The organism is Rhodococcus sp. MTM3W5.2 (assembly GCF_001984015.1).
Lineage (GTDB): Bacteria > Actinomycetota > Actinomycetes > Mycobacteriales > Mycobacteriaceae > Rhodococcus_G > Rhodococcus_G oryzae.
Map to the genome: position 1 here is coordinate 2,097,174 of NZ_CP019572.1, position 24,366 is coordinate 2,121,539.

17 protein-coding genes and 5 pseudogenes are annotated in these 24,366 nt (G+C 69.7%); 17 read left to right on the forward strand and 5 right to left on the reverse strand.

The features are described 5' to 3' along the window. The 3 genes from BTZ20_RS09675 to BTZ20_RS09685 are packed head-to-tail and all read left to right on the forward strand — an operon-like array spanning position 1 to position 2,540. Positions 1-1,167 (forward strand): glutathionylspermidine synthase family protein, encoded by a 1,167-nt coding sequence (locus tag BTZ20_RS09675; RefSeq protein WP_077041204.1) that lies wholly within the window; start codon positions 1-3, stop codon positions 1,165-1,167. A 42-nt stretch (positions 1,168-1,209) separates the two neighbouring features. Then, the gene (locus BTZ20_RS09680) at positions 1,210-1,665 is read left to right on the forward strand and encodes a DUF350 domain-containing protein (RefSeq protein WP_077041205.1); all 456 of its coding nucleotides are present in this window, start codon (positions 1,210-1,212) and stop codon (positions 1,663-1,665) included. Between the two features lie 38 nt (positions 1,666-1,703). Next, positions 1,704-2,540 (forward strand): SDR family NAD(P)-dependent oxidoreductase, encoded by an 837-nt coding sequence (locus BTZ20_RS09685; RefSeq protein WP_077041206.1) that lies wholly within the window; start codon positions 1,704-1,706, stop codon positions 2,538-2,540. A gap of 4 nt (positions 2,541-2,544) precedes the next feature. Here BTZ20_RS09685 and BTZ20_RS09690 read toward each other — a convergent pair whose 3' ends face one another. Then, entirely contained in the window at positions 2,545-4,020 is a 1,476-nt protein-coding gene (locus BTZ20_RS09690) for an APC family permease (RefSeq protein ID WP_411269120.1), read from the reverse strand. Between the two features lie 151 nt (positions 4,021-4,171). Between BTZ20_RS09690 and BTZ20_RS09695 the strand changes: the two are divergent. From BTZ20_RS09695 to ftsY, 3 pseudogenes are all read left to right on the forward strand, one after another. Continuing rightward, positions 4,172-4,947 (forward strand): annotated as a pseudogene (locus BTZ20_RS09695) (VOC family protein). 96 nt (positions 4,948-5,043) lie between these two features. After that, a pseudogene (smc, locus tag BTZ20_RS09700) lies at positions 5,044-8,660 on the forward strand (chromosome segregation protein SMC). Between the two features lie 83 nt (positions 8,661-8,743). Beyond that, positions 8,744-10,163, forward strand: a pseudogene (ftsY, locus tag BTZ20_RS09705) (signal recognition particle-docking protein FtsY). A 9-nt stretch (positions 10,164-10,172) separates the two neighbouring features. Here the strand turns inward: ftsY and BTZ20_RS09710 are convergent. Beyond that, complete coding sequence (locus BTZ20_RS09710; RefSeq protein WP_077041208.1) at positions 10,173-10,784, reverse strand: TetR/AcrR family transcriptional regulator; 612 nt, start codon at positions 10,782-10,784, stop codon at positions 10,173-10,175. A gap of 98 nt (positions 10,785-10,882) precedes the next feature. On the opposite strand from BTZ20_RS09710, the gene BTZ20_RS09715 reads away from it, so the two are divergent. The 7 genes and pseudogenes from BTZ20_RS09715 (at position 10,883) to BTZ20_RS09745 (ending at position 20,293) form a co-directional block, all read left to right on the forward strand. Further along, positions 10,883-12,028 (forward strand): hypothetical protein, encoded by a 1,146-nt coding sequence (locus BTZ20_RS09715; RefSeq protein WP_077041209.1) that lies wholly within the window; start codon positions 10,883-10,885, stop codon positions 12,026-12,028. Beyond that, positions 12,021-13,052: a phosphotransferase family protein gene (locus BTZ20_RS09720; RefSeq protein WP_077041210.1), complete on the forward strand. Its 1,032-nt coding sequence runs from the start codon at positions 12,021-12,023 to the stop codon at positions 13,050-13,052. The genes BTZ20_RS09715 and BTZ20_RS09720 overlap by 8 nt, the downstream gene beginning before the upstream one ends. A gap of 321 nt (positions 13,053-13,373) precedes the next feature. Further along, positions 13,374-14,681 (forward strand): ammonium transporter, encoded by a 1,308-nt coding sequence (locus BTZ20_RS09725; protein ID WP_189636668.1) that lies wholly within the window; start codon positions 13,374-13,376, stop codon positions 14,679-14,681. Positions 14,682-14,686: 5 nt separating this feature from the next. Beyond that, complete coding sequence (locus tag BTZ20_RS09730; RefSeq protein WP_005240467.1) at positions 14,687-15,025, forward strand: P-II family nitrogen regulator; 339 nt, start codon at positions 14,687-14,689, stop codon at positions 15,023-15,025. Next, positions 15,015-17,542: pseudogene (locus BTZ20_RS09735) on the forward strand ([protein-PII] uridylyltransferase). The gene BTZ20_RS09730 and the pseudogene BTZ20_RS09735 overlap by 11 nt, the downstream one beginning before the upstream one ends. Positions 17,543-17,592: 50 nt before the next feature. Further along, the gene (ffh, locus tag BTZ20_RS09740) at positions 17,593-19,182 is read left to right on the forward strand and encodes a signal recognition particle protein (protein WP_077041212.1); all 1,590 of its coding nucleotides are present in this window, start codon (positions 17,593-17,595) and stop codon (positions 19,180-19,182) included. Between the two features lie 2 nt (positions 19,183-19,184). Continuing rightward, positions 19,185-20,293 (forward strand): annotated as a pseudogene (locus BTZ20_RS09745) (amidohydrolase family protein). A gap of 9 nt (positions 20,294-20,302) precedes the next feature. On the opposite strand, the gene BTZ20_RS09750 reads toward BTZ20_RS09745, so the two are convergent. The 3 genes from BTZ20_RS09750 to BTZ20_RS09760 all read right to left on the reverse strand — a co-directional run bounded on the left by BTZ20_RS09750 (position 20,303) and on the right by BTZ20_RS09760 (position 22,104). Then, complete coding sequence (locus BTZ20_RS09750; RefSeq protein ID WP_077041213.1) at positions 20,303-20,668, reverse strand: hypothetical protein; 366 nt, start codon at positions 20,666-20,668, stop codon at positions 20,303-20,305. Further along, a complete protein-coding gene (locus BTZ20_RS09755; RefSeq protein WP_077041214.1) occupies positions 20,656-20,976 on the reverse strand; it encodes a hypothetical protein in 321 nt (106 codons plus the stop codon). The genes BTZ20_RS09750 and BTZ20_RS09755 overlap by 13 nt, the downstream gene beginning before the upstream one ends. 168 nt (positions 20,977-21,144) lie before the next feature. Beyond that, positions 21,145-22,104, reverse strand: coding sequence for a DUF5336 domain-containing protein (locus tag BTZ20_RS09760; RefSeq protein ID WP_077041215.1), 960 nt, complete (start codon positions 22,102-22,104; stop codon positions 21,145-21,147). A gap of 283 nt (positions 22,105-22,387) precedes the next feature. Between BTZ20_RS09760 and rpsP the strand changes: the two genes are divergently transcribed. From rpsP to trmD, 4 genes are read left to right on the forward strand one after another with little or no spacing between them, the layout of a single operon-like run. Next, positions 22,388-22,858 carry a 30S ribosomal protein S16 gene (gene rpsP / locus BTZ20_RS09765; protein ID WP_077041216.1) on the forward strand — a complete coding sequence of 157 codons (471 nt, stop codon included), beginning with the start codon at positions 22,388-22,390 and terminating at the stop codon, positions 22,856-22,858. Beyond that, positions 22,855-23,097 carry an RNA-binding protein gene (locus BTZ20_RS09770; protein WP_027499286.1) on the forward strand — a complete coding sequence of 81 codons (243 nt, stop codon included), beginning with the start codon at positions 22,855-22,857 and terminating at the stop codon, positions 23,095-23,097. Before rpsP ends, BTZ20_RS09770 begins: the two co-directional genes overlap by 4 nt. A gap of 4 nt (positions 23,098-23,101) precedes the next feature. Then, positions 23,102-23,629: a ribosome maturation factor RimM gene (rimM, locus tag BTZ20_RS09775; RefSeq protein WP_077041217.1), complete on the forward strand. Its 528-nt coding sequence runs from the start codon at positions 23,102-23,104 to the stop codon at positions 23,627-23,629. Between the two features lie 2 nt (positions 23,630-23,631). After that, the gene (gene trmD, locus BTZ20_RS09780) at positions 23,632-24,363 is read left to right on the forward strand and encodes a tRNA (guanosine(37)-N1)-methyltransferase TrmD (RefSeq protein ID WP_077041218.1); all 732 of its coding nucleotides are present in this window, start codon (positions 23,632-23,634) and stop codon (positions 24,361-24,363) included. Positions 24,364-24,366: the final 3 nt, after the last annotated feature.

Consider the following 24,366-nt stretch of genomic DNA (forward strand, 5'->3'; position numbering starts at 1 on the left):
GTGCGCAGAGTTCGTTCCACCCCGCGTCCTGGGTGGCAGAAGATCGTCGAATCCCAGGGTCTGGTGTACGGCACCCCGGCCCGGCTCGGCGACGGCACCGCCCGCCCCTACTGGGACGAGTCGGTGCACTACGAGTTCGACATGGACGAGATCCTGGCGATCGAGGCGGATGTCGAACTGCTGCACTCGATGTGCCTCAACGCGGTCGAGCACGTGATCCTCACCGAGCGGTTCGCGGACTTCGGTCTGCCGGAATGGACCTGGGGCCCGATCGCCGAGTCCTGGCGTCGCGGCGACCCGCACGTCTACGGTCGATTCGACCTCCGCTACGACGGTCGCCGTCCCGCGAAGCTGCTCGAGTACAACGCGGACACACCGACCACCCTGCTCGAAGCGTCCATCCTGCAATGGCATTGGCTCAAGGACACTCACCCCGACGACGACCAGTGGAACTCGCTGCACGAGGCGCTGGTCGAGCGATGGGGAGCGATCCGCGACCGACTGCCCGGCGACGAGGCGCATTTCTCCTGGTCGTCGGCGGATGCCAGCGGCGAGGACAACATCACCGTCGCGTATCTGCAGGAGACAGCGGCGGAAGCGGGACTGAACACCGTGGCGCTCGCGATCGAGGAGATCGGCTACGACGAGGACCTGCACCGGTTCGTCGACCTCGAAGAGGCGCCGATCTCGACCCTGTTCAAGTTGTACCCCTGGGAGTGGGTGCTCGATGACGACTTCGGGAAGAAGGCCCTCGCGCTGCTCCCGGAGACGATGTGGGTCGAGCCGCTCTGGAAGACGCTGTTGAGCAACAAGGCGATCCTGGCGGTGCTGTGGGGCATGTATCCCGGGCACCCGAACCTGTTGCCCGCGTATCTCGACGACCCGCACGAGCTCACCGAGTACGTGCGCAAGCCCAGGCTCGGCCGGGAGGGCGCGAACATCTCGGTGGTGGGCGCGGGCATGGAGACGACCACCGGCGGCATCTACGGCGACGAGGGCTTCGTCTACCAATTGCTCGATCCACTGCCGGAATTCGACGGCATGCGCCCGGCTCTCGGCGCCTGGATCGTCGGCGACACGGCCGCCGGTCTCGGCATCCGGGAGACCTCCGGGCTGATCACCGATGACGGCGCGGCCTTCGTGCCGCACCGGATTCCGCAGCCGTGACCGCACTCTTCGAACCCGATGCATACCGAAACGGAGCGATTGATGACGACTGAGGTGCTCGCCCTGAGCAGCGATTACTGGTCCGATCTGGGCAGGGGCGTCTCCGCGATCGCGCTGTACGCGATCGTCGGTCTGCTGCTGATGGTCCTCGGCTTCTACGCCATCGACTGGACCACGCCCGGCCACCTGCGAACGCTGGTGCGCGAGGGCAGGCCCAATGCGGCGATCGTGACGTCGGCGGGCATGGTGAGCATGGCGCTGATCATCGTGCTGGCGATCTACGCCTCCTCCGGCCGACTGGTCGAGGGTCTGATCTACACGCTCGTCTTCGGGCTGCTGGGGATTGTCGCGCAGGTGTTCTCGGTGCGATTCATCGAGCTCGTCACCGGCATCGACATCGGCGAGGTGCTCGCCGAGGAGCGCTTCACTCCCGAGGTGCTCGTCGTCGCGGCCGCGCACGTCGCGCTCGGTCTGATCGTCGCGGTCGCCATCCTGTAGGGGTCACCGCTCCCACGGACCGGGAGTAGGTTGGCGGCATGAGTGAATTCCTCGGACGTGTCGCGGTCGTCACCGGCGCAGGCTCCGGCATGGGGCGAACCCTCGCACTCGGTCTGGCTCGCCGCGGGGCGCGACTGGCGGTGTCCGACGTCGACACCGAGGGGCTCGCCGCGACCGTCGGGCTGCTCGAGGAACTGGGTGCCGAGGTGAGGTCGGACCGGCTCGACGTGTCCGAGCGCGAATCGGTGCTGCGCTATGCCGACGCCGTCGTCGAGCATTTCGGCGTCGTCAACCAGGTCTACAACAATGCGGGCATCGCCTTCTCCGGCTCCATCCTCGAGTCCGAGTTCAAGGACATCGAGCGCGTCCTCGACGTCGATTACTGGGGAGTCGTCAACGGCACCAAGGCATTCCTGCCGCACCTCATCGCGTCGGGCGACGGCCACGTGATCAACACGTCCAGCCTCTACGGCATCCTCGCCCTGCCCCGCCAGAGCGCCTACAACTCCGCGAAATTCGCGGTGCGCGGGTTCACCGAGTCGTTGCGGCTGGAGATGCTCGCGGGTGGACACCCCGTGCGCGTCACGTGCGTGCACCCGGGCGGCGTCAAGACCAACGTCGCCAACAACGCCGGGCATGCGGGCCCGACGAAGGACGCGGCCGAGACCGCGCTCTACAACGAGAAGCTGCTGAGGATGAGCCCGGAGAAGGCGGCGGAGATCATCCTCGACGGCGTCGCGAAGAACCGGGCCCGCGTCCTCGTCGGCAACGATGCCCGCGGCCTGGACCTCATGGTGCGCGTTCTCGGTTCGTGGTACCAGCGGCCCATGCTCGAGGTGCTCAGGCGGGTCATGCCGTCCACGAAGCGCGCCTGACGCCTCAGACGACCGGTTCGCGGTCGCGGGCCTCGGGTTCGGGGAGTCGGCGTTCGATGATCTCGCCGTCGAAGAATCGCCGGTCGCGGCCGCGCCACCACCACATCAGCGGCAGGCCGAGCAGCATCGACCCCACACCGAGGATGAACACGCCGCCGATCTGCCAGTGCGGGGCGAAGGGCAGCGTCCAACTGGTCTCGCCGTAGTCCGAGGCGAACGAGGTCACCGCCGTCCATCCGGCGGAGAACAGCAGCATCGCGCCGCCGAGGAGCGGGAGGATGCCCCGCATCCACAGTTCGCGCGGACCCTCGCGCAGGGTGTCCCGGTACAGCCACGCACAGGACACACCGGTGATGCCGTAGTAGAAGCCGACGGCGATCCCGATCGCGGAGACCGAGTCGAAGATCAGGTTGCCCGCGGAGACGAAGTTGAACGCGATGTAGAGCCCCGCCGACACCGCGCCCATCGCGAGGGTGGACACCGTCGGTGTCAGGAAGCGGGGGTGCACCTTCGCGAAGCTGTCCGGCAACGCCTTGAAGACGCCCATCGACAGGGTGGTGCGGGCGGTCGGCAGGATGGTGGTCTGCGTCGACGCGATCGCCGACGTCAGGATCATCAGCAGCAGGACGTGCACCAGGATCTGCCCGAGCATGCTCTCGCCGAACACCGCGGTCCCGAGCGCGGCGAAGATGTCGTCCACGTGCTCGGGGTTGGCCAGCCCGGTTCCCTCCTCGCCGATCCCGGCGAAGGACTGCGCCGCGACGGTGACGAGCACGTACAGGGCGACCAGCACGATCGTCGAGATCACCGCCGAGCGGCCCGGCGTGCGCCGCTTGTCGACGGTCTCCTCGTTGACGGAGACCACCGAGTCCCAGCCCCAGTAGATGAACACCATCAGCAGGATCGCGTTGACGAACGTCGAGAACGATCCGATCTCGAACGGGTTGAACCAGCTCCACTGCGGGGTCAGGGCAGCGGCGCCCGCATTGCCGAGCCACACGCGGATCAGGGCGACCACCGCGAACAGCACCAGCGCGACGAACTCGATCGTCAACAGCACCGACTGGAAGCGTGCCGAGATGTCGATGCCGCGGAAGCACAGGTAGGTCATGGCGACCATGAACGCCACCCCGAGCAGCAGCACCCAGACGCTGGTGGCGTCGCGGCCGATCCCCTCCGCGCCGAACAGCAGGAAGGTGTACTGGCCCGCGACCTGGGCCATGCTCGCCATCACCAGCACGTCCGCGACGACGATGGCCCAGCCGGCCATCCACCCCCAGGACGGGCCGAACGCGCGCGTGGCCCAGACGAAGGTGGTGCCGCAATCCGGGTCGGCGCGGTTGAGTTCCTTGTAGCCGAATGCGGCGAACAGGATCGGGACGAACGCGAGCAACGCCACCACCGGGGCCTGTTGCCCGACCGCCGCGACGACGAGGCCGAGGGTGGCGGCGATGCTGTAGGCGGGGCCGGCGGAGGCCACCCCGATCACCACGCTGGAGGTCAGGCTCAGGGCCCCGCCCGGAGCCCCTTGGAACTGGTCACATCATCGATCACTCGGGGAGAGTAATGCAGGGTCCGTGTCGGCGCCGAAGGCTAGCGTCGACGGCGTACCCGACAGTTGAGGAGTAGCGATGAGCGCCGTCACGACGAACCAACCGCTTGGCACCCCGACCTGGATCGACCTGGGCATCCCCGACCTGGATCGGGCGATGTCGTTCTACGGGCAGGTCTTCGGCTGGGAGTTCGACATCGGCCCCGAAGAGGCCGGGCGGTACACGATGTGTCTGTTGCGGGGTAAGAAGGTGGCCGCGCTGATGCCGAACCCCGACGAGAACGCGACCGATTTCTGGTGGAACGTCTACCTGGCAACCGACGACGTCGACGAAACGGTCGCTCGATCCAGGGACGCGGGCGGTGCCGTGCTGGTCGAACCGATGGATGTGATGGGGCAGGGCCGGATGGCGATCATGCGAGACCCCTCTGGCGGACAGTTCGGGCTCTGGCAGGGCCAGGCACACGTCGGCTGCGAGTTGGTGAACGAGCCGAACACGCTGCTGCGGAACGACCTGGTGACACCGAGACCCGGCCCGGCCCGCGACTTCTACGCCGCGGTGTTCGACTTCACCCTGGACGGAAACGACGACCTGCCCGGCATGGACTTCACATTTCTACGCCGACCGGACGGACACGAGATCGGCGGCATCATGGGTGACCCGGCGGCGCCCGCAGCGGCTTGGGGCACGCTGTTCCAGGTGGACGACGCGAACGCGACCGTCGCCGCCGCCCGAGCAGCCGGGGCACCGCGGACGACCCGACGGACATGCCGTACGGGCGGACCGCGGAGATCACCGACCCGTTCGGCGCCAAGTTCACGGTGGGTTCCCCGGTTCCTGGCGCATCGGGGTAGGGCCTCGCCGGTGCCGCGGGCGAAGACCCTGGTCTTCGCCCCGGCGCGGTGCTCAATGGCCGATTCGGTCGGTGCGGTGCAGTAACGTCATTCGCCATGCATCTCAAGAGTCTGACGCTGAAGGGGTTCAAGTCCTTCGCGTCCGCGACGACTCTGCGGTTCGAACCGGGCATCACCTGCGTGGTGGGGCCGAACGGGTCCGGCAAGTCGAACATCCTCGACGCCCTCACCTGGGTGATGGGCGAGCAGGGCGCGAAGGCGCTGCGCGGCGGCAAGATGGAGGACGTCATCTTCGCCGGCACCTCCGGCCGGCCCCCACTCGGCCGCGCCGAGGTGACGCTCACCATCGACAACTCCGACGGCGCGCTGCCGATCGAGTACTCCGAGGTCTCGATCACCCGGAGGATGTTCCGCGACGGCGCGGGCGAGTACGAGATCAACGGCAGCTCGTGCCGGTTGATGGACGTCCAGGAGTTGCTCAGCGACTCCGGCATCGGCCGGGAGATGCACGTCATCGTCGGTCAGGGCCGCCTGGCCGCCATCCTGGAGTCCCGCCCGGAGGACCGCCGCGCGTTCATCGAGGAGGCCGCGGGCGTCCTCAAGCACCGCAAGCGCAAGGAAAAGGCCGTCCGCAAGCTGGACGCCATGCAGGCCAACCTCGCCAGGCTGACCGATCTCACGACCGAACTGCGTCGTCAGCTCAAGCCGCTGAGCAGGCAGGCCGAGGTCGCGCGCCGCGCGCAGACTGTGCAGGCCGACCTGCGCGACGCCCGGCTGCGGTTGGTGGCCGACGACCTGGTCACCCGGCGGGCGGAGCTGGCATCGCAGTCCCAGGACGAGGCGATGGCCCGAGCTCAGCAGGAGCACGTGCAGGCCGAGCTCGAGGCGGCGTCCGCGGAGCTCGGCGCCCACGAGCAGGCCCTGGCGCGGCTGACCCCGAGCGCGGAGGCAGCGGGGCAGACGTGGTTCCAGCTCTCCGCGCTGGCCGAGCGGGTCAACGCCACGATCAGGATCGCCGCCGAACGTGCCCGCCACCTCGACAGCGCACCCACCTCGAGTCGCGGGCAGGACCCCGACCAGCTCGAGGCGCAGGCCGAACGCGTCGCGGCGGAGGAGGCGGAGCTGGTGGCCGCGGTCGAGATGGCCAGGGCCACCCTCGACGCCGCCAAAGACACTCTGACCGAGTACGAGGAGGCCTCCGCCGCCGCCGAGCGGGCGCACATGGCCGCGGTCCGGGCCATTGCCGACCGTCGCGAGGGCCTGGCCCGGCTCTCCGGCCAGGTGGACACCCTCCGCACCCGCGCGGACTCAGTCGATGCCGAGGTCGCGCGACTGACGCTGGCCATCGAGGACGCGCGCGCCCGCGGCGATGCGGCGCAGGCGGAATTCGAAGGCGTGCAGGCGCAGATCGGCGATCTCGACGAGGGCGAACTCGGGCTCGACACCCAGCACGAACGGGCCGTCGCCGCGCTCGAGGCGGCCAACGCCCGGGTCACCGAACTGCAGGACGCCGAGCGCGCCGCCGGCCAGGAGGTCGCGTCGCTGCGGGCCAGGATCGAGGCGCTCTCGATCGGACTGCAGCAGAAGGACGGCGCCGCCTGGCTGATCGAGCATCGCGCCGAGGACGGATTGATCGGCCCGCTCGCCGGGATGCTCCGCATCCGGCAGGGCTACGAGGTCGCGATCGCCGCCGCCCTCGGGCCCGCCGCAGACGCCATCGCGGCACAGACCGTGGCCGCCGCGCGGTCGGCCGTCGCCGCGCTCAAGGAGGCCGACGGCGGACGGGCCGCCCTGGTGGTCGGGGACGGCGCCTCGGTGTCGCCGCGGGACGACGCTGCCCTGCCAGGATCCGCGCAGCGCGCCCTCGACCTGGTCGAACATCCCGACAACCTGCGCGCGGCGCTCAGCGCGCTGCTCGGCGAGGTGGCCGTCGTGGACACCCTCGAGGAGGCCTCGGACCTCGTCGCCGGACGACCCGGCCTGCGGGCGGTCACCAGGGACGGCGACCTCCTCGGGTCCGGCTGGATGACCGGCGGCTCCGATCGTCGACCCTCCACCCTCGAGGTGCAGTCGGCCATCGACGCGTCCACGGCGGGCCTGGCGGACGCCGAGCGCCGCGCGGACGAGCTCTCCGCCGCGCTGTCGGGGCCACCACCGAACGCGAGCTCCGCGCCGAGTCCGCCGAGCAGACCCTGGCCGCGCTCAACGAGTCCGACGCCGCCCTGTCGGCGATCTACGAGCAGCTCGGCAGGCTCGGCCAGGTGGCCCGCGCCGCGCACGCCGAATCCGAGCGGCTTGCGGGCCAGCGCACCGCGGCGGAGACGGGCCGTGAGGACGCGGTCGCGTCGCTGCGGGAGCTGGAGGAGCGCCTGGCGCTGGCCCAGCAGGAGCAGTCACTGGACAGCGATCCGGCGGCCGGGGACCCAAGCAGCGGCGAGCGCGAGGCCGCGGCCGCGGCGCTGGCCGAGGTGCGGTCCGTGGAGATGGAGGCGCGCCTGACGCTGCGGACGGCCGAAGAACGGGCGGAATCCGTTCGCGGCAAGTCGGATTCGCTTCGGCGTGCGGCGCAGGTGGAACGCGAGGCACGGGCCCGTGCCGAAAGGGCCATGGCCGCGCGGCAGAACGCGGCCACGGTCGCCGCCGCCGTCGCGGAGTCCGGCAGGCGGGTGGCGACTCACCTGGAGGAGGTGGTCGCGGCCGCCGTGGCACACCGCGACGAGCTGACCCGGCAGCGGACCGAGCGCACACAGCAACTGGAGACGGTCAAGGAGCGGGTGCGGCAGTACACCGGCCAGCTGACCGCGCTCACCGACGCCGTGCACCGCGACGAGGTCGCCCGGGCTCAGGCCGCACTGCGGATCGAGCAGCTCGAGCAGACCATCTCGGAGCAGCACGGCATCGGCCTTGACGACCTCGTCGCGGAGTACGGACCCGACGTACCGCTGCCGCCGTCGGCACTGGAGATGGCCGAGTACGAACAGGCGCGCGAGCGGGGCGAACAGGTGGTGGCCCCCGCTCCGATGCCCTACGACCGGGACACCCAGGAGCGACGGGCCAAGCGGGCCGAGCGGGACCTCGCGACCCTTGGCAAGGTCAATCCGCTTGCGCTGGAGGAGTTCGCGGCCCTCGAGGAGCGCTACAACTTCCTGGCCACCCAGCTCGAGGACGTCAAGACCGCGCGCAAGGACCTGCTCGGGGTTGTCGCCGACGTTGACGCCCGGATCCTGCAGGTGTTCACCGAGGCGTGGCTGGACGTCGAGCGCGAGTTCGTCGGGGTGTTCGCGAAACTGTTCCCCGGCGGCGAGGGCAGGCTGGTGCTGACCGATCCGTCCGACATGCTCACCACCGGCATCGAGGTGGAGGCCCGCCCGCCCGGCAAGAAGGTCAAGCGGCTCTCGCTGCTCTCCGGTGGCGAGAAGTCGCTGACCGCGGTGGCGATGCTGGTGGCGATCTTCCGCGCCCGTCCCTCCCCGTTCTATGTGATGGACGAGGTGGAGGCCGCGCTCGACGACACCAACCTCCGGCGCCTGATCGGCCTGTTCGAGCAGCTGCGCGAGAAGTCGCAGCTAATCGTCATCACCCACCAGAAGCCGACCATGGAGGTGGCCGACGCGCTGTACGGCGTCAGCATGCGCGGCGACGGCATCACGCAGGTCATCTCGCAGCGCATGCGGGGGCAGAACCTGGCCGTTCCCCAGCCGGTCGCGGAGTGATGCACGGGGCGTCGATCGCTCGCTGACCGGGTGATCTCCCGTCGCCTCTCTGCGCCGGATCGGTGCCTGAAAGGATGGGGGGCGTGACTACCGGAGCTTGGATCGCAATCGCGGCCGTCGTGGCCGTCCTTCTCGTCGCGCTCGTCGTGGGCTGGGCGCTGTACCGGAGGCGGCGGGTCAGCCTGCAGCCCACCCAGCCGGCGCCAGGTGAACTGGGGGAGACGAAGGACCGTTCGGGCGGGTACAAGCCCGCGAGCGGGATCAGCTTCAGTCAGGGTGCGACGGCCACCGCGCCGCCCGTGTCCCGGCCGACCCCGCCGCAGGCGCCGCCGGTGACTCCGCCGGTCGAGGAACCGATCACGGAGGTGCCGCCCGCGCCGATCGAGCCGGCCCCGGCCGCTCCCGCGCCGGTCGAGCCCGCGCCCGCCCCCGCCGAGGAAACGCCCGTCGAGGAGGCGCCGGAGGTCGCTCCCGCCCCGGAAGCCCCTGCCCCGGAAGTCCCCGCCCCGGTCGAGCCGGCTCCCGTCGAGGAGGCGGCTGCCCCGCCCCGGTCCCGGCTGTTCCCGCCCCGGTGGAGGAGATCGCGCCGACCGCGGGACGGCTCGACCGGCTGCGCGGCCGGCTCTCGCGCTCGCAGTCCGCGGTCGGCAAGAGCCTGCTGGGTCTGCTCGGCGGCGGCGACCTGGACGAGGACTCGTGGGAGGAGATCGAGGACACGCTGCTGATCGCGGACCTCGGTAGCGCAACCACCGAGCAGATCATGACCCGGCTGCGCTCCGAGCTGGCGGCGGGCAGCGTCAAGTCCGAGGCCGACGCTCGAGCCCTGCTGCGCACCGTCCTGATCGAGGCCCTGCACCCCGAATTCGACCGTTCGATCAAGGCGCTGCCGCACGATTCGACCCCGGGGTGCTGCTGGTCGTCGGCGTCAACGGCACCGGCAAGACCACCAGCACCGGCAAGCTGGCGCGCGTGCTCGTCGCGGACGGTCGCAGGGTGTTGCTCGGCGCTGCCGACACGTTCCGCGCGGCCGCCGCGGACCAGTTGCAGACCTGGGCCGAGCGGGTGGGCGCCGAGGTGGTGCGTGGTCCCGAGGGTGGTGATCCCGCCGCGATCGCCTTCGACTCGGTGACCAAGGGCATCGAGACCGGCGTGGACGTGGTGATCGTCGACACCGCAGGCCGGCTACACACCAAGACCGGGCTGATGGACGAGCTCGGCAAGGTCAAGCGCGTGGTGGAGAAGCGCGCCGTCGTCGACGAGGTGCTGCTGGTGCTCGACGCCACCGTCGGTCAGAACGGCCTGATGCAGGCCAGGGTGTTCGCGGAGGTCGTGGACATCACCGGTGTGGTGCTGACCAAGCTCGACGGCACGGCGAAGGGTGGCATCGTCTTCCAGGTCCAGCACGAGCTGGGTGTTCCGGTGAAGCTCGTCGGGCTGGGGGAGGGCGCGGACGACCTCGCGCCGTTCGAGCCGGGCGCCTTCGTGGACGCGCTGCTGGGCTGACCCGAGGGGTCAGACCCCGGACTCGGCGAGCACCGTCAACGCGTCCGCGGTACGGGCGCAGAACGACTCCGCGTCGATCAGCCCGACCGTGAGCCCGCGCATGGTCGTGGCCGACATCAGCAGGTCGAAGACCGCGTTCGCGGTGGCCTGTGTGGCCTCGGCCGTGCGTTCCGGCGCGGCCGAGGCGAGCAGCACGGTCATCGCCTCCCTTGCGGGCAGCTCGGCGCGGCCGACGAGCCGTTCGTAGACGCCCTCGTGGTGGTGGTACGCCGAGAGCAGGCCGGGGATCGCCGACCTGGTCGCGGGTTCCGCGATCCGGTCGAGGAACATCCTCGTCCAGGCGAGCAGGTCCGCGTGCAGGTCGCCGGTCGCGGTGGGGAGGTCCACGTCCTGCATGCCGAAGATTGCGTCCTCGACGATCGATTCCCTCGTCGCCCAGCGCCGGTAGATGGCGGCGGTGCCGACCTTCGCGCGCCGGGAGATCGCCGAGATCGTGGTCTTCTGGTAGCCCGTTTCCGTCAGCAGCTCGCGGGTGGCCTGGAGGATCGACCTGTCGACCTCGGGGTCGCGGGGCCTGCCCGCGCCCGGTTGCTGGACCTGTCGATCCCTCTGTTCGCTCACATCGGCGGACAGTACCGCAGAGTTTTCGCGGAAAGCATTACGATGCGACATGCTCCGTATTATATTTCGGGAATCATCCGATTCACGAAGGGCTCGCCATGATCACGCCGCACGACGAACTGCTCATCCACCAGCTCCCGACCACCCTCGACCACGTCTCGCAGAGCGACCTGCGCTGGACCGAGCGCATCGTGATGTACGGCTTCGACAAGTCCGGCGAGATCAGCATCATGACCGGCATGGCGAAGTACCCGAACCGCAACGTCATGGACGCCTACGCCATGGTCACCCGCAAGGGCGAGCAGGCCCGCGTGGTGCGCATGTCCACCGAGCTGAACCCGCAGACCGGGGCCCTGAACGCGTTCAGCGTCGGGCCGTACACGTACGAGATCGTCGAGCCGCTGCGCAAGGTGAGCTCCACCGTCGAGTCCAACGAGCACGGCCTGAGCCTGCAGCTCGACTTCACCGGTGACTTCCCGGTCTACGAGCAGACCGCTGCCTTCCACCGCAGCCGCGGCCGGGTTCGGGAGGATGCGCGCCGGTTCTACCAGAACGGCACCATCACCGGCTGGATCGAGCTCGACGGCGAGCGCATCGAGATCGACCCCGAGAACTGGTGGTTCGGTCGCGACCACTCGTGGGGCGTGCGCCACGGTGGCGGCGGCGGCAGCCTGCCCGAGGGCGGAAACATGCAGCCCTCCGAGGTGCCTGCCGGCGTCCTCTACTACATGGGTATCTTCCAGTTCGACGACGAGGTGGTGCACTTCGCGCAGCGTGAGACCCACACAGGGGAGCGCTGGCAGTTCGAGGGCGAGGTGCTCTTCCCGATCGACTCCGGCAAGGAGCCGCTGCCGATCATCGACGTCGAGCACGATCTGGACTTCCGCGACGACCTCCGCGTCGTCAAGTCCGGAACGTTCACCGTGCACCGCTCGGACCGCACGACCGATGTCATCGAGGTCAAGCCCGTGTGCGACTTCTGGCCGGGCCTCGCCGGTTACGACGAGTACAACGGCTACGCGTCGGGCATGTACCGCGGCAAGGACTTCAGCGACAGCTTCGACGTCGACATCACCGACGTCGACGAGATCCGCAAGGTGAGCATGCTCAGCGAGACGCTCGTCGAGGTCCGGATGGGCGACAAGGTCGGACACGGACTGGTCGAGATGGTGTTCATGGGCGTGAACCCGCGCTACGGCTACACCGACTGGAGCGCCAACCGATCCGGCAAGAACAATGGCTGAGCGGGTCGCGCCGGAGGACCTGGCGGCCGCCCTCGAGCCGATTGTCCAACAGCGCATTCCGGGTGCCAAGAACGCGAAGATCGTCGACTGGAAGCGCACCGAACGCGGGTTCTCGACCGAGACCTACCTGTTCGACCTCGAGGGTGCCGAGCACGAGTCGGCCGGGTACGTCTTCCGACGGCCGCCCGAGATCTCGCTGTTCCCTGACTACGACCTGCGGCGCCAGTACCTGGTCTCGGAGCGGCTCGCGCCGACCGATCTCCCCGTCCCCAGCGTCCGGTGGATCGACGCGGACGACAACCCGCTCGGAACTCCGTACTACGTGATGGACCGCATCGGAAATGCCGAGGCGCCCAGCGACTTCCCGTCGTACCACACCGCAGGCAACTACTTCGAGGCCGACGAGCAGGGTCGGGCAAAGATGTGGTGGGAGTGCATCGAGACGATGGCGCAGGTGCATCTGCTCGACCCCGAGGAGCTGCGGCTCGGGTTCCTGGCGATGCCCGAGTTCGGGGACAAGCCGGTCGAGCAGATCGTGAACTACCTCGACCAGGCCGTGCGCTGGGCGGCGCCGGAACTGCCCCCGGTGATGGAGAGGGCCCTGACCTGGCTCAAGGGCAACCTCTACGAGCCGGAGCACGTGACGCTGGTCTGGGGCGACGCCCGCATGTCGAACATCCTGTACACGCCGGAGCTGGCGGTCGCCGGCGTACTCGACTGGGAGATGGCATACCTGGGCGACCACGAGGCCGACCTGGCCTGGGTGCTGTTCCTGGATTGGGCATGCAGCGAGAACGAGGGCCACCCGACCCTGCCCGGCACCCCGACGCGGGAGGAGACCGTCGCCCGCTACGAGGAGCTGACCGGCTGGAAGGTGCAGAACCTGCTGTTCAACGAGGTGCTCGGCGCGGTGCTGCTCTCGGTTCCGCTGCTGCGCCTGTCCACCCATCTGAACCTCGGTGACAACGTCAGCATCAGCGGGTTCTGCATGGCCCGGCTCGAGCAGCTGCTCGACGGGGAGTGAAAAGGGGTCACGGGGGCGCCCTCTCGGCGCCCCCGTGGCCGTCGGTGGACGCCTAACGAATGAGTAACGAAGCGGCCGGGGCCCGCCCGGCCGCGGCTCCGCACAGGGAGATTCACTGGGGCGACAGGTTCGTGAAACGTAGAAGCAACACATTCCCCCGATGCGTTCACTCGAGCGAAACACAGCAGCGCCACAGCTGAAACACCGGATCAGCAGTCTTCACACCAAGTCGAAAGCCGCAAGGAGCGGGACGACAGAAGGAGGAGGCTCAACGTGGAATTTCCCACAATCGGGGCGCCGGACACCGGAGACACCGCGTGGATGCTGATGAGCGCCGCGCTCGTGTTGCTGATGACGCCGGGGCTCGCATTCTTCTACGGCGGCATGGTCCGGGCCAAGAGCGTTCTGAACATGATCATGATGAGCATCGGCGCGATGGGCGTCGTGGGCATCCTCTGGGTCCTGTTCGGCTACTCGGTGGCCTTCGGCGAGGACAAGGGCGGCCTCTTCGGTGACCCCTTCCAGTACTTCGGCCTGAAGGGCATCTTCGGCGGCGCCTACCTGGCCGACGCCGACACCGGCGCAGGCATGGCCATCCCGCTGGTCGGCACCATCCCGGCAACCGTCTTCGTCGCCTTCCAGGCGATGTTCGCGATCATCACCGTCGCCCTGATCTCGGGCGCGGTCGCCGACCGCCTCCGGTTCGGCCCCTGGCTGCTCTTCGCGGGCCTGTGGGCGACCATCGTCTACTTCCCGGTGGCGCACTGGGTCTTCGCCTTCGACGGCGTGACCGCGGAGAAGGGTGGCTGGATCGCCAACCAGCTCAAGGCAATCGACTTCGCGGGTGGTACCGCGGTTCACATCAACGCCGGCATCGCCGGCCTGGTCCTCGCCATCGTCCTCGGCAAGCGTCGGGGATGGCCAGGAACGCCGTTCCGTCCGCACAACCTGCCGTTCGTGATGCTCGGCGCCGCACTGCTGTGGTTCGGCTGGTTCGGCTTCAACGCGGGATCCGCGGTGGGCTCCAACGGGATCGCCGGTGCCACCTTCCTGACCACCGTCATCGCCACCTGCGCCGCGATGCTGTCCTGGCTCCTGGTCGAGCGGATTCGTGACGGGCACGCCACCACCCTCGGCGCCGCCTCCGGCATCGTCGCCGGTCTGGTCGCCATCACCCCCGCCTGCTCCTCGGTGAACGTGCTCGGCGCGCTGGCCATCGGCGTGGCCGCGGGTGTCCTCTGCGCCCTCGCGGTCGGCCTGAAGTACCGCTTCGGCTACGACGATTCGCTCGACGTCGTCGGTGTCCACCTCGTCGGCGGTCTGGTCGGCACCCTGCTGATCGGCTTCGTCGCGACGGAGGAGGCGCCCGCGGGCGTCAAGGGACTGTTCTATGGTGGGGGCTTCGACCAGCTGTGGCGTCAGGCGGTCGGTGCGGGTGCGGTTCTGCTGTACTCGCTCGTCGCCACGACGATCGTCGCGCTCATCGTGAAGTACACGATCGGCCTCCGGGCCAGCGATGAGGCCGAGTCGCTCGGCGTGGACGAAGCAGAACACGCTGAGAACGCATACGATTTCGCCGCGCTCGGCGGAAGCTCGGTACCGGGGCGCTCGACCGTCAGGGAGGCATGAGAAATATGAAGCTGATCACCGCAATCGTCAAACCGTTCACCCTCGAGGATGTCAAGACCGGCTTGGAGCAGGCCGGGGTGCTCGGTATGACCGTCAGTGAGGTCCAGGGCTACGGCCGTCAGAAGGGCCACACCGAGGTGTACCGCGGTGCCGAGTACTCGGTCGACTTCGTGCCCAAGGTCCGCGTCGAGGTCGTCGTCGACGACGCCGCCGTGGACAAGGTCGTCGAGGTCATCGTCGAGGCCGCTCGTACCGGAAAGATCGGAGACGGCAAGGTCTGGGTGTCGCCCGTCGAATCCGTCATCCGCGTACGTACGGGTGAACGGGGCGCGGATGCGCTCTGACCCAACAGGGTCCGGATCTGGTGGCCCCGATCCCGCCGCGACGTCGGCGGGGTCGGGGCCACCCGCGTCCGGGGCATCGTTGCCGCCGACGATCTGGTCCGTGCCCGGAAGCAGTTGCTGGACGGTGGTTCCCGGAGCCGCCGTCTCGACACGATCGCCCTCCGGCAGGCGCTGGTGGACCTGCACGAATTCTGGCTGACCACCAAGGGGGCCGAGCTCGGCATCAAGCCGGACAGCGGATTCGCCATCGTCGCCGTCGGCGGGCTCGGCCGCCGCGAGCTGCTGCCGTACTCCGACCTGGACCTGGTGCTGCTGCACGACGACCTGGACCCCGCCGTCGTCTCCGACGTGGCCGATCGGCTCTGGTATCCGTTGTGGGACGCGCACATCAAGCTCGACCACAGCGTGCGGACCGTCCCGCAGGCGCTGCAGGTGGCGTCGTCGGACCTCACCGCCGCTCTCGGTCTCCTCGAGGCCCGGCACATCGCGGGCGATGTGGAGCTGAGCAACCTGCTGATCGGCGGGGTGCGGCGGCAGTGGCGCACCGGGATCCGTTCGCGTTTCGACGAACTCGTCGAGCAGGCGCGCACGCGGTGGGCACGCAGCGGCGAGATCGCGCACCGGGCCGAACCGGACATCAAGAACGGCCGCGGCGGGCTGCGCGACATCCAGCTGCTCAGCGCGCTGGCGATCGCGCAGCTGACCGACGCGGTGCCTGGACTCGGCCCGCAGACACCCGGCGGCGGACTGGCATTCGCGCACGATCGGCTGCTGGACGTGCGGACCGAACTGCACCGGGTGGCCGGACGCGCCCGCGACCAGCTCCGGGCTCAGGACGCCGACGAGATCGGCGCGGCCCTGCGGATAGGGGACCGCTTCGACCTGGCCCGGATGCTCAGTGACTCGGCCCGCACCATCAGCTATTCCGTCGACGTCGGGCTGCGGACGGCGGGCAACGCGCTGCCGCGCCGGGGCCTGTCGCGGCTGCGCAGGGTGCCGGTGCGGCGACCGCTGGACGAGGGAGTGGTCGAGCACGCGGGTGAGGTGGTGCTGGCGCGCGATGCCAAACCGAACAAGGACCCGGGGCTGATCATGCGGGTTGCGGCCGCGGCCGCGCAGACCGGCATGCCGATCTCCGCCTCGACGTTGAACCGCCTCTCGGACAGCGCACCCGAGCTACGGGAGCCGTGGCCGAAGGAGGCCCTCGACGACCTGCTTGTGCTGCTCGGATCCGGCAGGAACACGATTGGGGTGATCGAGGCGCTCGACCGCACCGGCCTGTGGGGGCGGCTGCTGCCCGAATGGGGCGCGATCCGCGACCTGCCGCCGCGCGACGCGGTGCACACGTGGACGGTGGACCGGCACCTCGTCGAGACCGCCGCCTATGCCAGCGGGTTCACCACCCGGGTCTCGCGGCCCGACCTGCTGGTGCTCGGCGCCCTCCTGCACGACATCGGGAAGGGCCGCGGCGGCGATCACAGCCTGGTCGGCGCCGAGCTCGCCAATCAGATCGGCAATCGGCTCGGGCTGTGGCCCTCGGACGTGGCGGTGCTCAGCGCGATGGTGCGCTACCACCTGCTGCTGCCGGAAACCGCAACCCGCCGCGACCTGGACGACCCGGCGACGGTCCGGATGGTCGCGGAGGCCCTCGGCGGCGACACGGTGCTGCTCGAACTCCTCTATGCGCTCGCCGAGGCCGATTCCCTGGCCACCGGTCCTGGTGTGTGGGGGGACTGGAAGTCGTCGCTGATCAGGGAACTGGTCCGGCGCTGCCGGATGGTGATGGCGGGCGAGCAGCTGCCGACGCCGGACCCGATCGACCCGGAGCATGCGGCGTTGGCGGCCGACGGGGGAGTGCACGTGCTGTTGCAGCCCGCGGAGGGCGCGCACACCTACACCGTCACCGTGGTCGCGCCGGACACGCCAGGCCTGCTCTCGGACGCCGCGGGCGTGCTGGCGCTGCATTCGCTGCGCGTGCTCTCGGCCTCCCTCGGTAGCCACGAGGGAGCCGCGGTGAACTCGTTCACCGTTGCGCCCCGGTTCGGTGCGCCGCCGCAGGCCGGGCTGCTGCGCCAGGAACTGATCCGGGCCATCTCAGGGGAACTGGACCTGGTCGCGATGCTCGAGGCGAAGGAGCAGCAGGCGCTGGCCGAGCAGGCGCTCGAGCGCGGAGCCGAGGGCGTGCCTGTCCAGTACGCGCAGGCGCCGCCGCGGATCATCTGGTTCGACACCCCGGTGGACGGCCAGGTGATCCTCGAACTGAGGGCCGAGGACCGGCTCGGCCTGCTGTGCCGGCTGGCGAGCGTGCTCGAGCATCACGGTGCCGACATTCGCTGGGCGCGGGTCTCCACACTCGGCGCGTCGGTGGTCGACGCGTTCTGCCTGTATCTCGGCGACACCGACTCGCGGGTAACCAGGGAAGAGTTCGAGGCTGCGATGCTCGCGGTGGTCCCTGCGCCCCGGCCGCGCACGAGCGAGGGCGCCGAGGATGGCGCCACGGACGGGGGCGCCGGGTAGAGCGGCTAGGCTTGACCGAAACGCCCACGCGACAGCCAGGAGCCCGATCGGTGTTCGAATCCCTTTCCGACAGGTTGACCGGTGCCCTCAAGGACCTCCGGGGCAAGGGGCGTCTCTCCGGCGCCGACATCGACGCCACCTGCAGGGAGATCCGGCTCGCCCTGCTCGAGGCCGACGTTGCGCTGCCCGTGGTGCGCGCCTTCATCGAGAAGATCAAGGTGCGCGCCAAGGGCGCCGAGGTCTCCGGCGCGCTGAACCCGGCGCAGCAGGTCGTCAAGATCGTCAACGAGGAGCTCGTCGGGATCCTCGGCGGCGAGACCCGGCGGCTCCGGTTCGCGAAGAACCCGCCGACCGTCATCATGCTGGCCGGCTTGCAGGGCTCCGGTAAGACCACCCTCGCGGGAAAGCTCGCGAAGTGGCTGACCGGGCAGGGCCACACGCCGCTCCTGGTGGCCTGCGACCTGCAGCGCCCCGGCGCGGTCAGCCAGCTCCAGATCGTCGGTGAGCGCGCGGGCGCCGCGGTGTACGCGCCGCACCCGGGCACCTCGATCGGCGGCGGCGAGAACGCGCTGGGTCAGTCGGCCGCCGACCCGGTCGACATCGCGCGGCAGGGCATCGCGGAGGCCAGGGCCAAGCAGCACGACGTGGTGATCGTCGACACCGCCGGACGCCTCGGCATCGACGAGGAGCTGATGGGTCAGGCGGCGGGCATCCGCGACGCCGTCAACCCGGACGAGATCCTGTTCGTCCTCGATGCGATGACCGGTCAGGACGCCGTCCAGACGGCGGAGGCGTTCCGTGCGGGCGTCGGCTTCACCGGCGTGGTGCTCACCAAGCTCGACGGCGACGCCCGCGGCGGTGCCGCGCTGAGCGTCCGCGAGATTACCGGCGAGCCGATCATGTTCGCCTCCACGGGCGAGAAGCTCGAGGACTTCGACGTCTTCCACCCGGACCGGATGGCCAGCCGGATCCTCGGCATGGGCGACGTGCTCAGCCTGATCGAGCAGGCCGAGCAGGTCTTCGATGCGAAGCAGGCCGAGGCAACCGCCCAGAAGATCGGTTCCGGCCAGCTCACCCTCGAGGACTTCCTCGAGCAGATGATGGCCGTGCGGAAGATGGGCCCCATCGGCAACCTGCTGGGCATGCTGCCCGGCGCCGGGCAGATGAAGGACGCGCTCGCCAACGTCGACGAGAAGCAGCTCGACCGGGTCCAGGCCATCATCCGCGGCATGACGCCCGCGGAGCGCGATGACCCGAAGATCATCAACGCCTCCCGGCGGCTGCGCATCGCCAACGGCTCCGGCGTCAAGGTCTCCGACGTCAACCAGTTGGTGGACCGGTTCTTCGAGGCCCGCAAGATGATGGCCGCGATGGCTGGCCGGATGGGGATGCCAGGGGCCCGCTCGAGCCAGCGCAGCAAGAAGGGCAAGAAGGGCAAGAAGGGCGGCAAGGGGCCGACGCAGCCGAAGATCCGCGGCGGCTTCCCCGGCATGCCCGGTGGGATGCCGGGCGGGATGCCCGCCGGGTTCCCGGGACTGCCCGCAGGCATGGACCTGTCGAAGATGCCGAAGGGGCTCGACGAGCTGCCGCCCGGCCTCGAGGGCATCGACCTGTCCCAGCTGAAGCTGCCCAAGAAGTAGCCGTGGCGCCTGCCCGCCCAGAGTCCTTCCGGCTGCGCGGTGTCGGGCTGCCCGACGGGCAGCCGCTGGAACTGTGGGTCGGCGATGGGGTGATCTCCGATCAGCCGGTGCCCGGCGCGGAGTCCCTGTGCGAATCGGGCTGGATCCTGCCCGGGCTGGTCGACGCGCACTGCCACGTCGGTATCAAGTACGGCGGGGGTCACGAGGACGGGCCGGGAATGATCGCGCAGGCCGAGGCCGAACGCGCGGTCGGGGCGCTGCTGTTGCGCGACGCGGGTCGCCGGTGGACACCCGGGATCTCGACGCGCGCGAGGACCTGCCGCGGATCATCCGGGCGGGTCGGCACATCGCGATGCCGAAGCGGTACATCCCCGGCCTTGCCGTCGATCTCGAGGACGAGTCGCAGCTACCGGAGGCGGTCACCCAGCAGGCGCTGCTCGGCGACGGGTGGGTCAAGATCGTCGGGGACTGGATCGACCGCTCGGTGGGGGACCTGCGCCCGTTGTGGAGCGACGACATCCTCAAGGAGTCCATCGAGGCCGCACACCGGGTCGGCGCCCGGGTGACCGCGCACGTCTTCTCCGAGGACGCGCTGCCCGGCCTGATCAACGCAGGCATCGACTGCATCGAGCACGGCACCGGCCTCACCTCGGAGACGATCGAGCTGATGGTCGAACGCGGCACCGCGCTGGTGCCGACGCTGATCAACATCGACACCTTCCCCGGCATCGCGGACGCGGCCACCCGGTACCCGGTCTACGCGCGCCACATGCGGGAGCTGCACTCGCGGGTCCGTCGCACCGTCGGCGACGCGCACGACGCAGGCATCCCGATCTACGCGGGCACCGACGCCGGCGGCTCGATCGTGCACGGGCGGGTCGCGGACGAGGTCGCCGCGCTCGCGCAGGCCGGACTGGGGCCGACCCGCGCGCTCGGCGCCGCCTGCTGGGACGCCAGGGCCTGGCTGGGTCGGCCCGGGATCGAGCCCGGCGCGCCCGCCGACCTGCTCGTCTACGAGCAGGACCCGCGCACCGGGCCCGAGGTGCTCGCCGCTCCGGACCTGGTCATGCTCCGCGGCCGGGTGGTCGAGGTGCGCGGCCGGGTCGTGTGATGCGCGCGCCTACTTGACGCAGGGATCGGCCCCTGCATCGGCCCGGCCGGTGAACCGGACCTCGCTCACCGAGGTGACGTCGTTGAACGGCGCGGATTCCTGGCCTGCCGCGTTCTTCACCGGCTGACCGTCCACCGTCTCGTTGATCGTCAGGGTGACCGTCTTGGCCGCCTTGTCGACCTCGAGCGCCTGGATGCCGCGCTCCGGACGGACCTCCTGGACGACCGAGGTGCCGTCGTCGAAGGCCCATGTCACCTTCGTGACCTTGCGGTTCTGGGCGAACCGGTCCGAGCCGTCCACGTCCTTCTTGTCGTAGCCGGGATCGATCCCGACGGAGGTGAGGTCGAGCTTGCAGGCGAAGCTCACCGAGAGCACCTGGCCCTTGGTGCCAGCGCAGCGCCAGGCGGTGGTGACGTCGCCGTCGGTGGCGTTCGGGCCTCATAGGAGTTCTTGCGTCCCGTGGAGTCGACCGCGGGCGGGTAAGCGGCGCAGGTGGGGACGGCGCCGGTCGGGGTGATCGCGGTGCCATCGGTTCCGAAGGCGCCGTCGTCGAGGGAGCCTGCATCGCCCCCGGCGTCACCCCCGGCGTCGCCGAAGGAATCGCTATCGGCGGCGGTCGCCTCGCCGTTCGTGTCGCGGGTCAGCGTCGAGTTGAGCAGGAAGCCGCCGCCTGCGAGCAGCACGACCGCGGCGGTGACGGCCGCGATGATGCCGAGCCAGCCCTTCCAGGACAGCGGCCCTCCTCCGGGCGCGGTCCCAGTGGGCGCGTCGAAGATGGGCTGGGCGGGCGGCGGAGGCGGTGGTGGCGGCGGGGAGTCGCCTCGGGGCGGGGCGAGGTCCGTCGTCGGGGGTCACGGGGCCTCCACCTTCTCGCCGGCCTTGTCGGTGGCCTTGTCGGCGGTCTGCTTCGCGGTCTTGTCGGTCTTGTCGGCCTTGTCCTTGTCCTTGTCGGCGGGCTCGTCCACGGGCTTGTCCCCGGTCTTGGCGTCGCGGCGGTCCTGGCGTGCCTTCAGCGCGGCGTCCACCTCGGGGTCGCCCAGCTCCGCCAGCCAGTCCAGCAGGTCGGGGTAGGCGCTGGGGTTCGCCGCGACGTACGGCCGCAACGCGGCATCGGACTGGGCGATGTGGCCGAGCGTCTGCAGCGGGGTGTACGGATCGAGCGCGAGTGCCTGGGTGTACGGCTTGGTCGGGGCGGGGGACCCGACCGCGGGCGGGGGCGTCCCCGGGACCTCCGCGTCGAGGTGCTCGGACTGTGCGGGCGGGAGACCGGCGCCCTGATCGGGCGCGCGGGCGGCGCGGGGCTGCACCAGGCCGAGGTCGTAGGCCAGGGCGAGGAACGCCGCCACGGTCTGCAGGATCGACAGGACCAGGATCGCGATCCCGCCCCAGCCGAGCGAGACGGACAGGCTCTCGTCGTCGGAATCGTCGAAGAAGTTGCCGGTGAAGGTGGGGACGTTGCTGATCGCGATCAGAAGGAAAAGGGCCAGCAGGGCGCCGACCGCGGCCGCGGCGGTCGCGATGGCCCGCAGGACCGGCGCCGCGCCAGGGAACTGGGACAGCCGGGACACGGTGGACAGGCCCGCGCTGATGCCGGAGAACAGCAGGAAAACGACGATGAGCAGGGCCTGTGGGAGGAGGAAGCCGCTTATGTTGATCACGTCGCCGGAGGTTCGGACGACGAAGTAGGGGCCGAAGCCGAGCAGCAGGTTGAGCAGGCCGAGCGTGAGCACTGCGATGCCGAGTGCGTTCGGTCGGCCGACGGCCGGAACCGGTGGCCCCGCAATGGGCGCTGCGAACGGCGCGTTGGACATGATCCCCCTTGTGAACGAGCGACGACTTCGGTCGAATTCGTCACCGACCTGCGGTGATGACGTGCAAACGAAGTCTAGGCCGAGGGGGCGCCCGCGGAAGGGCGAAACACCGGCGGCCGCGGGCGATTAACGGCGCGACCTCATCGTCTGGCAGAATGGACCGCTGTTCGCCCGTCTCCGGTTACGTACCGCGCGGCGGTCACGACAACCCCTCAACGCGAAACCGGGTGCGTAGGCCTTGCGCATCGCTGAATTGCGCCGTGACCATCTGAAAGGCTCCACCATGGCTGTCAAGATCAAGCTCATGCGGCTCGGCAAGATCCGCACCCCGCACTACCGCATCGTCATCGCCGACGCCCGCACCCGCCGCAACGGCCGCGCGATCGAGACCATCGGCAAGTACCACCCCAAGGAAGAGCCCTCCCTGATCGAGATCGACTCGGAGCGTGCGCAGTACTGGCTGGGTGTCGGCGCGCAGCCGACCGAGCCGGTCGAGAACCTGCTCAAGATCACCGGCGACTGGCAGAAGTTCAAGGGCCTGCCGGGCACCGAGGGCACCCTGAAGGTCAAGGAAGCCAAGCCGTCCAAGCTGGAGCTCTTCCAGGCCGCGCTGGCGCAGGCCGACAGCGAGCCGGTGGCCGAGGCCATCACCCCGAAGAAGAAGCAGGCCAAGAAGTCGGCCGAGGACGCTGTGGAGGAGGCCACCGAGGCTCCGGCCGAGGCCGCCGCGGATTCCGAGGCTGCTGACAAGTGAGTGCCGTTGTCGCCGATGCCGTCGAACAGCTCGTTCGCGGCATCGTCGCCAACCCCGACGACGTCCGGGTCGAGCTCTCGACCGGACGCCGTGGGCGGACGGTCGAGGTGCACGTGAACCCCGAGGACCTGGGCAAGGTCATCGGTCGTGGCGGACGCACCGCCACCGCGTTGCGGACCCTGGTCACCGGCATCGGTGGCCGTGGTATCCGCGTCGACGTGGTCGACACCGATCAGTAAATCAGTGGAGCTCGTCATCGGGCGTGTGGCCAAGTCACACGGCATCAGGGGTGAATTGGCCGTAGACATACGGACCGACGATCCCGAAGAGCGTTTTGCGGTCGGCACCGTGCTGCACGGCCGCAAGCCCCGCGAGCAGAAACTCACCAGCTACACGGTGGAAGCCGCCCGGGAACACTCCGGGCGGCTTCTGCTGCGTCTCAAGGGGATCGACGACCGCACGGCGTCGGACGCGATCCGCGGCACGCTGTTCATCGTCGACACCGCGGACCTGCCGCCGTCGGATGATCCCGACGAGTTCTACGACCACGAGCTCGAGGGCCTCGCCGTCCGGCTGGGCGACGGCACCGCGGTCGGCTCCGTCATCGAGGTGCTGCACTCGGCCGCGGGAGAGCTGCTCTCCGTGCGTCCGGATGGGCAGAAGACCGGCGAGATCCTGATCCCATTCGTCGCGGCCATCGTCACCTCTGTGTCCGTCGCCGACGGAGTCATCGAGATCGATCCGCCTGAGGGACTTCTGAATCCGGAGTAGCTGTGCGCCTCGACGTCATCACGATCTTTCCCGAGTACCTCGAGCCGTTGCGAACGGCGTTGCTGGGCAAGGCCATCGACAAGGGCCTGATCTCCGTCGGCGTGCACGACCTGCGGGACTGGACGCATGACGTCCACAAGGCGGTCGACGACTCGCCGTACGGCGGCGGTCCGGGCATGGTGATGAAGCCGACCGTGTGGGGCGAGGCGCTTGACGAGGTGCTCGGCACCGAGCCGGACCCCGACACGCTGCTGGTGGTCCCCACCCCGGCAGGCGTGCCCTTCACGCAGGACACCGCGCACCGATGGGCGGGGGAGAAGCGCCTCGTGTTCGCCTGCGGCCGCTACGAGGGCATCGACCAGCGGGTGTTCGACGATGCGGCCAGGCGGGTGCGGGTCGAGGAGGTCAGCATCGGCGACTACGTCCTCATCGGGGGCGAGGCCGCGGTGCTGGTGATGGCCGAGGCCGTCGTCCGGTTGCTCCCCGGCGTGCTCGGCAATCAGCAATCGCACCAAGAGGATTCGTTCTCCGACGGCCTGCTGGAGGGTCCGAGTTACACCCGGCCGGTGAGCTGGCGCGAGCTCGAGGTGCCGCCGATCCTGCTCTCCGGTGACCACGCCAAGGTGGCCCGCTGGCGCAGGGAGCAGTCGCTGTTGCGCACCGGCGAACGACGCCCCGACCTGCTCGAACACGTCGAGCTCTCCGACGCGGATCGCTCGGTTCTCGAGCCCTGACGG

Bases quoted from the DNA above. Each gene is read 5' to 3' on its own strand.
- BTZ20_RS09680 (WP_077041205.1), top strand. From the start codon at position 1,210: ATGACGACTGAGGTGCTCGCCCTGAGCAGCGATTACTGGTCCGATCTG.
- BTZ20_RS09685 (WP_077041206.1), top strand. From the start codon at position 1,704: ATGAGTGAATTCCTCGGACGTGTCGCGGTCGTCACCGGCGCAGGCTCC.
- BTZ20_RS09715 (WP_077041209.1), top strand. From the start codon at position 10,883: ATGATCACGCCGCACGACGAACTGCTCATCCACCAGCTCCCGACCACC.
- BTZ20_RS09720 (WP_077041210.1), top strand. From the start codon at position 12,021: ATGGCTGAGCGGGTCGCGCCGGAGGACCTGGCGGCCGCCCTCGAGCCG.
- BTZ20_RS09725 (WP_189636668.1), top strand. From the start codon at position 13,374: ATGCTGATGAGCGCCGCGCTCGTGTTGCTGATGACGCCGGGGCTCGCA.
- BTZ20_RS09730 (WP_005240467.1), top strand. From the start codon at position 14,687: ATGAAGCTGATCACCGCAATCGTCAAACCGTTCACCCTCGAGGATGTC.
- BTZ20_RS09760 (WP_077041215.1), bottom strand. From the start codon at position 22,104: ATGTCCAACGCGCCGTTCGCAGCGCCCATTGCGGGGCCACCGGTTCCG.
- rpsP (WP_077041216.1), top strand. From the start codon at position 22,388: ATGGCTGTCAAGATCAAGCTCATGCGGCTCGGCAAGATCCGCACCCCG.